Annotated in this window: 16 protein-coding genes and 1 pseudogene; 10 read left to right on the forward strand and 7 right to left on the reverse strand. The window is 68.9% G+C overall.

Features of this window, described 5'->3' with window-relative positions; all coding sequences use genetic code 11:
- Positions 1-65 precede the first annotated feature (65 nt).
- Positions 66-851 carry a class I SAM-dependent methyltransferase gene (locus tag HDC37_RS12900; RefSeq protein WP_179560787.1) on the forward strand — a complete coding sequence of 262 codons (786 nt, stop codon included), beginning with the start codon at positions 66-68 and terminating at the stop codon, positions 849-851.
- Between the two features lie 3 nt (positions 852-854).
- Here the strand turns inward: HDC37_RS12900 and HDC37_RS12905 are convergent, their stop codons facing one another.
- The 4 genes from HDC37_RS12905 to HDC37_RS12920 form a co-directional block, all read right to left on the reverse strand.
- On the reverse strand, positions 855-1649 hold the full coding sequence (locus HDC37_RS12905; RefSeq protein ID WP_179560788.1) for a hypothetical protein: 795 nt from the start codon (positions 1647-1649) through the stop codon (positions 855-857).
- 4 nt (positions 1650-1653) lie between these two features.
- Positions 1654-2622, reverse strand: a complete 969-nt coding sequence (locus tag HDC37_RS12910; protein WP_179560789.1) for a sugar ABC transporter permease — start codon at positions 2620-2622, stop codon at positions 1654-1656.
- Between the two features lies 1 nt (position 2623).
- Positions 2624-4237, reverse strand: a complete 1614-nt coding sequence (locus HDC37_RS12915; RefSeq protein WP_179560790.1) for an ABC transporter permease subunit — start codon at positions 4235-4237, stop codon at positions 2624-2626.
- Between the two features lie 97 nt (positions 4238-4334).
- The gene (locus HDC37_RS12920; RefSeq protein WP_179560791.1) at positions 4335-5588 is read right to left on the reverse strand and encodes an extracellular solute-binding protein; all 1254 of its coding nucleotides are present in this window, start codon (positions 5586-5588) and stop codon (positions 4335-4337) included.
- A gap of 242 nt (positions 5589-5830) precedes the next feature.
- On the opposite strand from HDC37_RS12920, the gene HDC37_RS12925 reads away from it, so the two are divergent.
- From HDC37_RS12925 to HDC37_RS12940, 4 genes are read left to right on the forward strand one after another with little or no spacing between them, the layout of a single operon-like run.
- Complete coding sequence (locus tag HDC37_RS12925) at positions 5831-6319, forward strand: YajQ family cyclic di-GMP-binding protein (protein WP_179560792.1); 489 nt, start codon at positions 5831-5833, stop codon at positions 6317-6319.
- Between the two features lie 15 nt (positions 6320-6334).
- A complete protein-coding gene (locus HDC37_RS12930) occupies positions 6335-6718 on the forward strand; it encodes a hypothetical protein (protein ID WP_308472208.1) in 384 nt (127 codons plus the stop codon).
- Positions 6719-6755: 37 nt separating this feature from the next.
- Complete coding sequence (locus HDC37_RS12935) at positions 6756-7784, forward strand: NADPH:quinone reductase (protein ID WP_179560793.1); 1029 nt, start codon at positions 6756-6758, stop codon at positions 7782-7784.
- A gap of 58 nt (positions 7785-7842) precedes the next feature.
- Positions 7843-8202: a DUF5655 domain-containing protein gene (locus tag HDC37_RS12940; protein ID WP_179560794.1), complete on the forward strand. Its 360-nt coding sequence runs from the start codon at positions 7843-7845 to the stop codon at positions 8200-8202.
- Positions 8203-8226: 24 nt separating this feature from the next.
- On the opposite strand, the gene HDC37_RS17560 is transcribed toward HDC37_RS12940, so the two are convergent.
- Positions 8227-9282 carry a zinc-dependent alcohol dehydrogenase gene (locus HDC37_RS17560; protein WP_179560795.1) on the reverse strand — a complete coding sequence of 352 codons (1056 nt, stop codon included), beginning with the start codon at positions 9280-9282 and terminating at the stop codon, positions 8227-8229.
- A gap of 107 nt (positions 9283-9389) precedes the next feature.
- Here HDC37_RS17560 and HDC37_RS12950 point away from each other — a divergent pair, with 107 nt between their 5' ends.
- From HDC37_RS12950 to HDC37_RS12960, 3 genes are all read left to right on the forward strand, one after another.
- Positions 9390-9935 (forward strand): universal stress protein, encoded by a 546-nt coding sequence (locus tag HDC37_RS12950; RefSeq protein WP_179560796.1) that lies wholly within the window; start codon positions 9390-9392, stop codon positions 9933-9935.
- A complete protein-coding gene (locus HDC37_RS12955) occupies positions 9928-10404 on the forward strand; it encodes a GyrI-like domain-containing protein (protein WP_308472209.1) in 477 nt (158 codons plus the stop codon). The genes HDC37_RS12950 and HDC37_RS12955 overlap by 8 nt, the downstream gene beginning before the upstream one ends.
- A gap of 105 nt (positions 10405-10509) precedes the next feature.
- Complete coding sequence (locus HDC37_RS12960) at positions 10510-12201, forward strand: GAF domain-containing protein (protein ID WP_179560797.1); 1692 nt, start codon at positions 10510-10512, stop codon at positions 12199-12201.
- A 19-nt stretch (positions 12202-12220) separates the two neighbouring features.
- Here HDC37_RS12960 and HDC37_RS17420 read toward each other — a convergent pair whose 3' ends face one another.
- Together HDC37_RS17420 and HDC37_RS17605 are read right to left on the reverse strand one after the other, a co-directional pair.
- Positions 12221-12400, reverse strand: coding sequence for an MBL fold metallo-hydrolase RNA specificity domain-containing protein (locus HDC37_RS17420; protein WP_306457565.1), 180 nt, complete (start codon positions 12398-12400; stop codon positions 12221-12223).
- Between the two features lie 152 nt (positions 12401-12552).
- Positions 12553-12858 (reverse strand): annotated as a pseudogene (locus HDC37_RS17605) (hypothetical protein); the annotation flags it as partial.
- Between HDC37_RS17605 and HDC37_RS17425 the strand changes: the two are divergent.
- Together HDC37_RS17425 and HDC37_RS12970 are read left to right on the forward strand one after the other, a co-directional pair.
- Positions 12846-13151: a hypothetical protein gene (locus tag HDC37_RS17425; protein ID WP_306457566.1), complete on the forward strand. Its 306-nt coding sequence runs from the start codon at positions 12846-12848 to the stop codon at positions 13149-13151. The pseudogene HDC37_RS17605 and the gene HDC37_RS17425 overlap by 13 nt on opposite strands.
- Positions 13152-13320: 169 nt before the next feature.
- The gene (locus HDC37_RS12970) at positions 13321-14322 is read left to right on the forward strand and encodes a 1-phosphofructokinase family hexose kinase (RefSeq protein ID WP_308472210.1); all 1002 of its coding nucleotides are present in this window, start codon (positions 13321-13323) and stop codon (positions 14320-14322) included.
- Positions 14323-14330 lie beyond the last annotated feature (8 nt).

Genomic DNA, 14330 nt, shown 5'->3' on the forward strand with positions numbered 1-14330 from the left:
AACGGCGGCCCGCCTGACGTGGAAGCGCCGGGAATCGACGGGTCGCGAGGGATAGGGTGGCGCCCGTGACGGACGAGGCCGACGAGACGGACGATGGCGGGTGGTCGGCCCTCGCTGAGGGCTGGGCCGCGCGGTGGGGCGGAGTGTCGGCGCCCGCGCGAGGGGCGCTCATCACCGCGTGCGCCATCGGCCCGGACACGCGCATGCTCGACATCGGCTGCGGTTCGGGCGAGTTCCTCGGCGAACTCGGCGCGCTCGGCGCGCGAGCGATCGGGGTCGACTCGTCGCCGGGAATGGTGGCGCTCGCCGCCCGGCACGGCGACGCGCGGGAAGCGGATGCCGCCGCCCTCCCCTTCGGCGATGACTCGTTCGACGTCGTGACCGCGGTCACCGTGCTCCACCTGACCGATGACCTCGATGCGGCCGTCCTCGAATGCGCGCGCGTCCTCCGGCCGGGCGGCCTCCTCGGTGTCGCGGAATGGGGCGATACCGGCCGGAACGACCTGGCCGTCATCGAGCGGGCACTCGAGGCTGCGCTGGACCCCGATGCAGGCGAGGCCGACACCCACGCCGGCGCCACGGGGACGCAGGCGGGGCCGCTGCATCCGACCCCTCTGGATCTGGCGTTGGATGCCGCGGGCTTCCGCCGGGTCTCGCACGGCGAGGTCGAGGTGCGGGTACGAGCCGCCGATGCCCAAGAGCTTGCGGCGACCGTGCTGCTCGGCGAGGACGAGGCGACGATCGGCGAGCTCTCCGCCGTCGTCGCGGCAGCGGCGGAACCGTTCCGGGAGCCCGATGGGGGCTACGAGGTGCGAGGGACCTTCCGCTGGCGCGTGCTCTCCTGGAGTTGAGCCTCAGAATCCGAGGCGGCGGGCCACCGCATCCGCCACGCGGACGGGAAAGGCGTCCCAGTCGGGCTCGAGGATCTCGCGGGCGAGCGCATACAACTCCCGCGCGGCGTCCTCTACCGGAGCCGACACCGCCTCGGCGATGCGGTCGCCCCACTCGGGGAAGTCCCGCTCGAATCGACGAAGCGGATCGATGATGTCGCGCCGGTGCGTCGACCTGTCGCCGAACCGGCCGCGGATCGCGCGGACGAGGTGGATGATCGCGGCACCGCGCACGAACTGGCCCGCGTTCAGCATCTCTCCGCGACGTGCCCGGCCGGTACCGAGCAGGAGCTTGACGAACACCAGTGCGGCGTCGTTGGCGGGGTCGAACCGGTCGCTCGCCGTCGCGTTCGCGCGGGCGCGCGCGATGAGATCGGCCGTCGTTCCCCGATCGTCATCGACGACGACGGTGGCCTCCCCCGCCACGGCTCCGGCCAATTCCGCGGCCTCCGAGAGCGCGAACTCGAACACGTGCCCGTCGTCGTACACCGCGACGAATCCGATCTCGCCCTCACGGGCGGTCACGGCGAGCATGTCCTGATCGGGCAACCACGACAGATCGGGCCGGACCTCCCGCCCCCGGCCGTCGGCGATCAGGGCGAAGAAGTCGTGATCGGACCATTCGTCGCGCCGGTGCGCAGCGTCGTCCGACGCCGAGCCGAGCAGGACCAGCCCGATCAGCGCGTCGTGTCCCTCCACCCCGGCGGCGAGGCCGCGGCTGAGTGCGGTGAACCGCGTGGGATCGGCAGGCACCGTCATCCGGTCACTTCACGCTGCCGGCGGTGAGGCCGCCGACGATGAAGCGCTGGAGCGCGAGGAACAGCGCGACGGGGATGATGGCAGCCAGCACCGCACCCGCGGCGAAGACGCTCCAGTTGCGCGCGGTCTCCTGAGAGACGAACTGGTAAAGACCGACGGCGAGCGTCTGCTTGTCAGGATCGGAGAGCACGACCGACGCGATGACGAAGTCGTTCGTCGTCGCCAGGAACGACAGCAGCCCGACGACGGCGAGGATCGGCGCGACCAGGCGCAGGATGATGGTGAAGAAGATGCGCGCGTGCCCGGCACCGTCGATCTTCGCCGCCTCGTCGATGGACGCCGGCACGGTGTTGAAGAACCCGTACATGAGGTAGGTGTTCACGCCGAGCGCTCCGCCGAGGTAGACCATGATCAGACCCAGCTGCGAGTTCAACCCGAGCGCGGGGAAGATGTCGGCGATCGCCGACATCAGCAGGAAGATCGCGACGAATGCCAGCAGCTGCGGGAACATCTGAACCAGCAGCAGGGTGAGGAGGCCGAACCGGCGGCCGGTGAAACGCATGCGCGAGAACGCATACGCCGCCAGCGCGCCGAGCAGCACGGTCCCGAAAGCGGTGGCGAGCCCGATCACGAGGGTGTTGACGAACCACGCGCCGTAGGGCTGCGACGGGTTCTCGAACAGCCGGACGTACGCGCCCAGGTCGAAGGTGGAGAACAGGCTGTTCGCCGTCAGCAGCGTGCCGCCGGGATTCAGCGACGCCGAGAGCACGTACGCCAGCGGGAAGGCGCAGAACAGCAGCATGACGATGCCGATGATGTGGCGCCATCCGGTCTCGCGGAACCACCGCCCGAAGGGTCGCCGCGGGTGGGGCGCGGGCTTGTCTGCGGCTGCGGAGCCGCGCCGATCGTCGGCGAGTGCCTCGGCGAGCACGGGGCCCGGCTGGCCGGTGAGGGGGGTGGAGTTCAGTGCCATCTCAGTTCAGCTCCTCGAGGACCTTGGTCTGTCGGAAGCTCACGTAGGAGATGACGGCGACCAGGATGAAGATGATGATCGAGAACGCGCTCGCGAGCCCGTAGTCGCGGTTGGCTCCGACGAACGCCACCTTGTAGACCATCGAGATCAGGATGTCGGTGGCACCGACGTTGATCGACGCGTCGGCGAACCTCGGCCCGCCGTTGGTGAGCATGTAGACGATGTTGAAGTTGTTGAAGTTGAACGCGAACGACGAGATCAGCAGCGGGGCGACCGACACCAGCAGGAGCGGGAACTTGATGTGGCGGAAGACCTGCCACACTCCCGCGCCGTCGACGCGACCGGCCTCCTGGATGTCGTCGGGGATCGACTGCAGCGCGCCCGTGCACACCAGGAACATGTAGGGGAACCCGAGCCAGAGGTTGACGATGAGGATCGCGACCTTGGCGAGTATGGGATCGAGCAGCCACGGTATGGATGCGCCGCCGAGGAGCACCTGGTTGATGAACCCGAAGTCCTGGTTGAACATGCCCGCCCAGATCAGGGCCGACAGGAACGCAGGGAACGCGTACGGGAGGATCAGGATGACGCGGTAGTACTTGCGGCTCTTCATCTTCGGGTCGTTGAAGACGACCGCGAGGAAGAGCCCGAGGACGAACGTGGTCGCCACCGACAGGAACGCGAAGACGAAGGTCCAGATCAGAACCGCGATGAACGGGCCGCGGATGGACTCCTCGGTGACGGCACGGACGAAGTTCTCCCCGCCGACCCAGACCTGCCATCCCGGGAGGATCTCGGTGCCGTCATCGGCGGTGAACGCGCCGGTGCCGATGTCGCGGTAGACCACACCCGTCTCGGTGTCGGTCATCGTGTCGGCGGCGGGGTCCCACTCCAGGCTCGACTGGAAGAGGTAGGCGTTCGACCCGTCGGTGGTGCGGAGGTAGCCGTCGTTCAGATCGTCGTCGAGCGGCACGGTCAGGGCGCCGATCTCGGCCTGGTTGGCGAGGATCTGAGAGAAGTCGAGCACCTCGAAGCCCGCAGCCTCGGGTGAGGAGATCGACTCCAGGGGCAGTTCGTTGCCGCCGACGCTGAGGTCGCCGGTCTCGGGGTCTTCGACGACCAAGAAGAACTCGCCGTCGCGCGTGGCGATCTGCACGGGGTAGGTGGCCGAGTCCTCCACGCGCGTCTGCGACTGCTGGAGGAGGGAGGTGATCGCGTCCTCCTTGTCGGAGTTGTGCCCCGACCCGTAGTTGGTGAACGCGATGTAGACGGTGTAGAGCACCACGAAAATCTGGAAGATGAAGAGGAACACGAGACCGGGTGCGAGGTACTTCGCCGGAAGAAGCCCCGGGATCAGGTAGATCGCGTTGAGGACGACCACGCCGACCGCGATGGCCACCGCGACGACCCACTGCTCCTGAACGACGAGAACGAGGATCGCGTAGATCGCCATCGCGTCGACGATGCCGAGGGCGACGATCTTGAACAGCCACACCTTCCAGCCGGCGGAGGCGGCATCGGCGAAGGCCGCCGCGCGGCGGCGGCGCTTCTCTGTGGCCGGATCGGCGCGACGATCGGATGCGCGGTCGTCGGTGTCGAGGGTCGGAATCGTCATCGAGGCTCCTAGGCGGACGATCGACGGCGCGGTCGATCTGTCAGGGAAAAGGGGTTCGGCGGGGATGCCGCGTGAGCGACACCCCCGCCGAAGGCGATCAGCCGATCTTGCCCTGGATGTTCTCGGCCATGGTCGTCCAGCTGGAGACCGGGTCGGCACCCTGGATGATGGCGACCTCGGTGGTGCCCCAGTCATCCCAGACGGCACCCATCTGCGGGATGCTCGGCATCGGCACGGCCTCGGCTCCGACAGCGGCGAAGCCGGCGACGATCGGGTCGGCCTGCGCGGCCTCGAAGGACTCGGTCAGCGCGGGGGCACGGCCACCGGCCTCGAACAGCGCGGTCTGCACCTCAGGGGTGGCGATGTAGTTCACGAGGAACTCGTTCGCCGCGAGGGCGTTCTCCGACTGCGAGCTGAGGAAGAAGGTCTGCACACCCGCGAACGGACGAGCGGTCTGGCCACCGGCCGACGGGATCGGGTCGACGGCGACGTTGACGCCGGCGGCCACCGCGTCGGCGATGTTCCACGGACCGGTGAGGAAGAACGGCGCCTGACCGGCGTTGAAGGCCTCCTTGGCGAGGTCGCCGTCGAGGTTGAGGTTGAACACGCCCGCGGCACCCTGCTGGCCGAGCCAGGTTGCGAACTGCTGCCCGGCCTCGTCACCGATGGTGAGGTTGGCGGCGTCGTACGAGCCGTCCGCGTTCTGCGCGAAGACCGAGTTCCCGAAGGAGGTCTGGAACGGGTACAGGTGGTACGGGTCGGAGTTCTGGGGGTTCAGGCCCACCACGAACGGGTACTGCGTGCCGGCCGCCGTGCCCTTGGCGATCATGTCGTCGAAGTTGGTGGGCGCCTCGGGAACGAGGTCGGCGTTGCGAACCAGCGCGATGTTCTCGATCGCGTAGGGCAGGCCGTAGGTGTTGCCGTCGTAGGTGACGGCCGCGATGGCGACCTCCTCGAACTCGGCCGCCTTGTCGCCGAGCTCGACGGGCGCGACGACGCCGTCCTGCACGAAGGCGCCGGTCCAGTCGTGGCCGCCGATCGTGATGTCGGGGCCCTCGCCGCTCGGGACCTGCGTGATGAAGTCCTGCTGGATGTCCTCGTACTCCTTGACGACGAGGTCGACGGCGATGCCCTTCTCCTCTTCGAAGGCGGTCGCGACATCCTGGAGGGCGCGCTCACGGTCGGCGTCGACCCAGACGGTCAGGGTGTTCTCGGCGGCGCCGGAGTCGCCACCGTTGTCGGCGCCACCGGAGCTCTCGCCACCGCCGCCGCCTGCGCAGCCGGCGAGCACAACGGCCCCGCCGACCAGGAATGCACTGAGACCCAGTGCACGCTTGTTCATCACCTTCATCGGTGTTCGCCTCTTTCTTTGGGGAGGGCGACAGGTCCGCGGGAGGCGGCTCCCTTGTCGCCAGCTCGTGTTGCAAGCGCTTACAGTTTGCGTCAGTTGCGCCCGGTGCGCAATCTTCGACCTCGGTCGATACCATCCTGTGACCGTTCCGCGGTCGGGATTGTGCCCGAGCCACAACGACGAACACCTGCTCTCCCTTTGGAAGCGCTTACATCTACAGGCGGGCTCGTTAGACTTCCGGTATGGCCGACTCAAGTTTTGACATCGTCTCGAAGATCGATCGGCAGGAAGCCGACAACGCACTGAACCAGGCGCGGAAAGAGGTCGAGCAGCGCTACGACTTCAAGGGCACTGACGCATCCATCGAGTGGAGCGGCGAGGCGATCCTCATCAAGGCGAATTCCGAGGAGCGCGCGAAAGCCGTGCTCGACGTCTTCCAGACGAAGCTCATCAAGCGGGGCATCTCGTTGAAGAGCCTGGAATCGGGGGAGCCGACGGCGAGCGGCAAGGAGTTCCGCATCGTCTCGACCCTCAAGGAGGGCATCTCGCAGGAGAACGCCAAGAAGATCGGCAAGATCATTCGTGACGAGGGTCCGAAGTCGGTGAAGTCGCAGATCCAGGGCGACGAGCTGCGCGTGCAGTCGAAGTCTCGCGATGACCTGCAGGAGGTCCAGCGTCTGCTGAAGGCCGCTGACCTCGACGTCGACCTGCAGTTCGTCAACTACCGCTGACCGGCGGATCTGTTCGTGGAATCCTGGCGCTCAGCGGCGCGATGGCTTCTCGCTGCGCTCCTGGCCGCTGCCGGGATCTCGCATCTCACCTGGGGTCGTCGGGGGTACCGGATCGTGGTGCCCGACTGGTCGGCACGGACGACCGGACTGAGCAAAGACGCCATCGTCGTGGGCTCGGGTGTCGCGGAGCTCCTCCTCTCCGGCGCCGTCGCCAGCATCCCCCGGGAACGCAGCGTGGGGTGGCTGGTCGCCGCCTTCTTCGTCATCGTCTTCCCGGGCAACGTGCACCAGTGGCGCACCGGCCGCTCCGCCCCGATGCTGCGGACCGACCGTGCACGATTCATCCGCCTGCTCCTCCAGCCCGCCCTCATCGGCTGGGCGCTCTGGGCGAATCGTTGATCGGGAATGGGCGAGCGCGACGCGCGTTGAAGCTCGCATGCGATCGATCGTCTACTCCCGCACCGGCGACTCCTCCGTCCTGACCGCCATCGAGCGGGATCTCCCGCAGCCTGGGCCCGGCGAGGTGCGCATCCGCGTCGCGGTCTCCGGCGTGAACCCCACCGACTGGAAGGCCCGTCGAGGGGGGACGGCCGTGGAGACCCTCGGGGAGGTCACCCCCAACCAGGACGGTGCCGGCATCGTCGACGCCGTGGGCGACGGGGTCGGCTCGCCTGGCGTAGGCGAGCGCGTCTGGATCCATCTCGCACAGCACGAGCGACCGACGGGAACCGCCCAGGAGTACACCGTCGTCCCTGCCGAACGTGCCGTCCCCCTTCCCGACGGCATCGGTTTCGATCTCGCCGCGAGCCTCGGCGTTCCCGCGATGACCGCCCACCGCGCCCTCACCGTCCACGAAGACGGTCCCGATCGCCTCTCCCCCGGCGCACTGGCGGGGCGCACCGTTCTGGTCGCCGGCGGCGCGGGCGCCGTCGGCCATGCGGCCATCCAGCTCGCGCGCTGGGCCGGAGCCACCGTCATCGCCACCGTCTCCAGCGACGAGAAGGCCGCGCTCGCCCGCGCCGCGGGCGCGCACCACACCGTGGACTACCGCAGCGAAGACACCGCCCGCCGCATCCTCGAGATCGCTCCTGGCGGCGTCGAACACATCGTCGAAGTCTCGCCTGCCGCGAACTTCGCTCTGGACACCACCGTCCTCGCCAACCACGGCAGCATCGCCTTCTACGCCGACAATGGCGGCGGGGAGGCGACGATCGCCGTCGTGCCGGCCTTCGCCAAGAACATCCGCATCCAGGGCCTGCTCATGTACACCGTCGGCCAGCGGGCTCTGACTGCGGCCGCCGAGGACATCACCGCGGCGCTTCGCGACGGCGCTCTTCCCGTCGGCGAGGACGCGGGGCTCCCCCTCACATGGTTCACCCTCGACGCCACGGGCGCGGCCCATGACGCGGTGGAGAGCGGCGCCGTCGGCAAGGTGCTGATCGACGTCTCCGGCGACAACCGCTGACCGGCGCTCCCGCGCCGCCACGTCTGGCCCACATCCACCTACCGCGGCAGGATGGAAGGTGTCCGCTGCGCCCGAAGAGTTCTTCGCCGAAAGCACGATCGGCCTGGAGGCCTATCGGCGGCTGCGCGACGAGATGCTTCCGCTCGGGGTCACGGTGCGTACGACCAAGAGTCAGGTGGGCTTCGTCAGCCGGCGACCATTCGCCTTCCTCTGGCTGCCCGGCCGGTACCTCCGGCATCCGCGCTCGCCCGTCGTCCTCTCCATCGCCCTTCCCCGCCGACTCCCCTCGCACCGATTCGCCCAGGTGGTGGAGCCTGCGCCCGGGCGCTGGATGCATCACCTCGACATCCATTCCGTCGCCGACCTCGACGATGAGGTCGCAGGATGGCTACGCGACGCAGCCGCCGCCGCACAGTGATGCCGACTCGACGGCCCCGGAAAGTCAGCGCGACGACGGCGACGCCTGACGCGGCAGCAGATCCGCGGTGTGGTGCGCGAAAACGAGACGCGCAGGCACCCGCCCGGTGAGAACTTCCTGCACAGCGTCATTGACGCCCTCGAGATCCCGCTCCTCGGCGATCACCCGCGTGCGTCCTGCGGCATGCAGATCGAAGACCTCCGCCAGATCCTGCCGCGTGCCCACGATGGAGCCGATGATGCTGATCCCCTTGAGCACGGTTTGGAACACCGGCAGGGTGAACTCCCCGGCAGCCGGCAACGCCACCAGAACCAGTCGTCCGCCGCGATTGAGAGCGTCGAACGCCTGGCGGGTCACCTCGGGTGCGACCGCGAGCACGATCGCCACATCTGCGCCCCCGAGTCGCCCGATCGCCGCGACCGGATCCCCTGTCGCCGCATTCACGACATGGTCGGCCCCCAGATCCTCGGCGAGCTCGAGTTTGTCCTCGGTGACGTCGACAGCGATGACCTTGGCTCCCACCAACCGCGCGTACTGCACAGCCAAGTGCCCGAGGCCCCCTACACCGAAGATCGCCACGGTCTCATCGGGTCGAACGCGGGCGTTCTTCACAGCCGCGTACGTCGTCACTCCCGCGCAGGTGAGCGGCGCGGCATCCACGGGATGGACACCGTCGGGAACGGCGACGACGAAGCGCGCGTCGGCGACCAGGTACTCGGCGTACCCACCCGGTAGCGAGAACCCTGTGTTGGCCTGGCCGACGCAGAGATTCTCGCGTCCATCGACGCAGTAGCGGCAACGACCGCACGCCCGCCCGAGCCAGGGCACGGCGACACGTCTGCCCATGCGAGGCTCTGTCACCCCGGCGCCGTGCCCCTCCACGATCCCCACCGCCTCGTGTCCGGGGATCAGGGGAAAAGTCGCGGCGACCGGCCAATCGCCGTTCATCGCATGGATGTCGGTGTGACACAGCCCACACGTCTCGACCCGCAGGAGCACCTGACCGGGTCCCGGCTCGGGAACCGGAAGCTCCTCGACCTGCGCCGACGCACCGGCTCGATTGACGACTGCTGCTTTCACGACTGGTCCTCCTCAGGCCTGGTGGAGGGAGTCTGACTGTTCACCCGTGCCGGACGGCGGGACCTTCGACCCCCCGAGGAGCACCGAACGCGAACGACGATGGTCGCATGCGCGCCTCTCAGACCGACACCGCTGTCTCGCTCACACCCGACGAGGAGCCCTTCCCGTGGACGCGACCGGGAATACTCGTGGGGGTCGACGGCTCTGAATCCGCCGCTGCCGCCCTGGAGTACGCGGTCGAGATCGCCCCGAAGCTCGGACTGCCCGTGCATGCGATGGCGGTGTGGGACGACCCGGGTCTTCTCTGGGGAGACGCCTCCGCCCCCGACGCCGGCACGGACTACGAGGGGCTGGCGCGGGACCTTGCCTCCCAGGCTGCGCGGGCGATCTTTCCGGAAGGGCAACCACCGTGGCTGACCACCGGGGTGCGTCACGGCACCGCCGAGCACACGCTCCTGACGGCGTCCGAGCACGCGGCGATGCTGGTGCTCGGCTCACACGGCCGCAGTCGGATCGGCAGTCTGTTTCTCGGTTCGGTCAGCGCGGTGTGCGCCTCGCACGCGTCCTGTCCGGTGATGATCGTCCGACACCGCCCGCGACGCGGCCCGATGCCGGCGCCGGAGGAGACGACGGGAGGCGGCGACCGTGTCTGAGGACGTGCGTATCGTCGACCATGCCGTCGAACTCACCGCGGGTGTGCGCCGGCGCGTGCCGATGTCAGAGTTGACCGACTTCTTCGCCGCGGCCTTCACCGAGACCGCACGCGCGCTGGCGGAGCAGGGGGTTGCGCCGATCGGGCCCCCGTTCGGCAAGTACTACGGCGTGCCCGACACCGCCGTCGACGTCGAGGCGGGGTTCCCTGTCGCAGGGACGGTGCGCCCGCTGGGGAACGTGAGCCCGGGTGTGCTCCCCGCGGGTCCGGTCGCGGAAGCGATGCACGTGGGGCCGTACGACACCATGGATCAGACCTACGCGGCGGTCCAGCGACACTGCGCCGCGGTGGGGATGACACCGGGACCGGTCTCCTGGGAGCAGTACCTGAGCGATCCCGAAGCCGAGCCCGACCCGACCCGCTGGCGCACTCTGATCCGCTGGCCCGTCGTCGAATCCGCCGCGGGGTGAGCAACGCCTCTGAGCGCTCATCACGCGTGCCGCAAGCGTCTTGTCGACGTGTGCCGCGAGCAGTACCCTGGCGCCAATTCAGCAGCGCAGGGGCAGGAGCGGTCCATGGGCGACTCCCCGGGTTTTCTGGATGGACCACGATCGGACCTGGAGAAGACCCTCGACGACTTGATCGCCGATGCTCAGCGCGTCCTCACAGCGGAGACGCGGCTGCGCAGTCTTCTGGCTGCGAACCGTGCGGTGACCGAGGAGCTCGACCTCGACCAGACACTGCATCGGATCGTCGACGTCGCCGCCGCGCTCGTCCACGCTGAGTACGCCGCTCTGGGCGTCGTCGGCGGCGACGGCAAGCTGGAACGCTTCATCCACACCGGAATGGATCCGGATGTGGTCGCGGCCATCGGCCACCTTCCAGAGGGGCGCGGGCTGCTGGGTGCGGTCATCGAGGAAACCCACACGATCCGTCTCGGTGACCTGGCCGGCGATGCCCGATCTGCGGGCTTCCCGCCGCACCACCCGCAGATGCACGGGTTTCTCGGAGTTCCGGTGCGTACGAGGGAAGAGGTCTTCGGCAACCTGTACCTCACCAACCCCGCGGCGGGCGAGTTCACCTCCGAGGATGCGGAGCTGATCGAAGCCCTGGCGGCTACGGCGGGAATCGCGATCGACAACGCCCGCCTGTTCGACCGAGCCGTGCGACAGCGTCGCCTGGCCAGTGCACTGTCGAGCATCAGCGCCGCACTGCTCGCCCCCGGCGGCGAGGAACCCATGGACATCGTGGTCCGCGGACTGAGCGACGTCGTCGCGGCCGACCTCATCACGATCGTGGTACCCGAGCAGGAGGGGAGGATGCATCGGGTGGTCGCCGCCTGGGGGGACCACGCCGAGGAGCTGCAGGGCACGCTGCACCTCGCGGAGGCCTCCGTCACGGAGCAGGCGATGAGGACCGGAGAACTCGCGACGGTCAACGGCAAGCGCGCCTACCTCGACGGTCGCCTGATTCTGGGGTCGACCGTCGCGGTGCCCTTCATGGCCACGCAGCACCCCACGGGAGCCATCTTCGTCGCACGCCACCCGGAGCGGCCGCACCTCTCCTCTGCCGACCTCGAAGCAGTATCGGAGTTCGCCTCGCAGGCGGGCATCGCCGTGACCCTGGCCTGGGCGCGGCGCGACCGACAGCGACTGGAAGTGATGGAAGACCGTGCACGCATCGCCCGCGATCTCCACGACCATGTCATCCAGCGTCTGTTCGCATCGGGTATCCGACTGCAGGCCTTGGCGTCGATCGAGGGACCGCATACGCCGGCGCTCGAGCGCGAGGTCGCCGAGATCGATGCCGCGATCAACGACATCCGTGCGGCGATCTTCACCCTCCGCACCCGTCCCGAGTCAGGCGTCCCGGCCGCCCGGCACCGGGTGATCGACGTCATCACCGAGCTTTCGCCCGTCCTGACGACGCCGCCCCATCTGACGTTCCGCGGTCCCGTCGACCTCGTTCTGAGCGGCGACCTCGCCGACGACGTCATCGCGGTCGTCCGCGAATCGCTGGCCAACATCGCCCGGCACGCCAGCGCGACATCCTCCACGGTGTCGATCGAGGTCGACGACGGCGGGGTGGCGGTCGTCGTCGAAGACGACGGCCACGGACCGCCGCCACACGTGACCCGCCGCGGCGGAACGAAGAACCTGCAGGACCGGGCATCCCGGCGCGGCGGCACCTACGCACTCACGAGGGGCCCGGAACGAGGCGCGCGGGCGGAATGGCGCGTGCCCCTTCTCCCCCCGCCCAGCCGGTGACGCGCAACGACCACACGCCTCAGATCGTCACCTTCTCCCCGTGGTCGGGAACGCGCGCAGCGCAGTGCAGTTCGCGCTCGATGCGCAGTCGCAGCGCGTCGGCGACTGCGGGTTCGCCATGGGTGACGTAGACCATGTCCGGCCGCGATCCTGTCCGCATCCAGTCGATCGTCTGTCGGGCATCGGCGTGGGCCGACATCGTGTGCAGGTGGTGCACCTCCGCACGGACGGGGACGTCTTTCCCGAAGACCCTGACGGTCTCCGCGCCCGCCAGCAGCGCAGCGCCCCATCGTCGACGCTCCTGATCATCGTGGCCAGGTCGTAGATCCGGTCGAGTTCGGCCTGGTCGATCCGGTGTTCCGTGGCGTGCCTGCGATACACGTCCACGACGCTGACGGCCATCGGACTGTTGACGAAGATCGGGATGTCGGGGATGTCGCCCGCCGCTCGCAGGCGGGAGAGGTGGAGGAGGATGGTCTCGGTCCGACCCACGGCGGAGGCCGGTATGAGAACGACCCCTCCGGCTGCTGCGACCCTGCGGACGATCTCGCCGAGAACGACCTGCGGATCGGCCATGCCGTGGGTTGCATCCGGCGCAGCGCCCGCTCGGCGTCTCGGGCGTCGTACAGCGGACGAGGATGCTCGTGCCGAGACCATCCGCCTCGGGCAGCGGCCCGCGCCTCCTCTTCCAGGAGGTGGGCGCTGTCGGGGAGCAGGATCGCACAGAGTTCGGCCGTGCCTCCACTCGTGAGGATGGGACCGCCGAAGCCGTCACGGACGAGCGCCGGCAGGTAGCCGGAGTGATCCAGGTGGCGTGGGTCGGGATGACAGCGTCGATGGAACTCGGATCGACGGGGAAGGGTGCGCGGTTGCGCGCCCGCAGCACCTTGAAGCCCTGGAAGAGTCCGCAGTCGACCAAGACCCGACGATCCGAACGCTCGACGAGATAGCGCGACCCCGTGACGGTGTCGGCAGCGCCGAGAAACCGGAGCGAGCCTCCCACCCCGGTCATGACGCCTCCTCCTGCGCTCCTGTCGTCCATACAAGCGCGGGCGCGCATGCGAGGAGGGGACCAAAGGCCCGAGACCGGGGTGAGCGTCGGGAGACGCTGATCTCGCCGTGACGGCCGGTCAGGAGGACGCCGTGCACCCCGCAGCGATCGTGACGCTCACCATGAACCCCGCCCTCGACGTGTCCACACGCATCGACCGGATGGAGCCGGAGCGGAAGCTCCGGTGCGCTCCGCCCAGCTACGACCCGGGCGGAGGCGGGGTGAATGTCAGCCGCACGATCCGACGTCTGAACGGGCAGTCACTGGCGATCTGCGCGTTGGGGGGATCGTCCGCAGACACCTACCTCGGTCTGCTCGAGAAGGAGAGCGTGGAGACCCTCGTCATCCCCATCGAGGGGACGACCCGTCAGAGCTTCACGGTGACGGAGACCACCACTGCCTGCCAGTACCGGTTCATCCTGCCCGGTCCGACCCTGACGGAGGCGGAGTGGCGGCAGTGCCTCCGCATCGCGGCGGAGCGACGTGCCCCTGAGGGGTACCTCGTCGCCAGCGGCAGCCTCCCCCCGGGCGTACCGACCGACTTCTATGCACGGCTGGCGACGGCGGTGAGCGGCACGGGGACCCGCGTGGTCGTCGATGCAGCAGGCCCCGCCCTCTCCGCAGCCCTGGACGCGGGAGTCTTCCTCATCAAGCCGAGCCGCGACGAGTTGGCACACCTCGCCGGAGTCGACCCCGCGTCGTCCGTTCCGGACCTCGTCCGCGTCGCCCGTTTGCTCATCCTTTCGCGGCGCACGGATCTGGTCGCTCTCAGCCTGGGCCGGGAAGGGGCCGTTCTGGTCACCCGCGACACCGAGATCCTCGTTCCCGTTCCCGACGTCAGCGTGGTGAGCACGGTCGGGGCCGGCGACGCCTTCGTCGGTGGATTCATCTCTGCACTCGCCGCCGATCACGGGCTGGAGGCGGCCCTGCGGTTCGCGGTCGCCGCGGGAACGGCGACGGCGATGCGTCCGGGCACCCAGCTGTGTCACCTCGACGACGTCGAGCGGCTTGTGACACGACTGCCACCGTCAGGGACTTTGTACCCTCCACCCGACCGGGAGTCGGCCTAGCCTCGACG

Origin of the sequence: Microbacterium sp. AK009 (assembly GCF_013410955.1) — a bacterium.
Classification (GTDB): Bacteria; Actinomycetota; Actinomycetes; order Actinomycetales; family Microbacteriaceae; genus Microbacterium.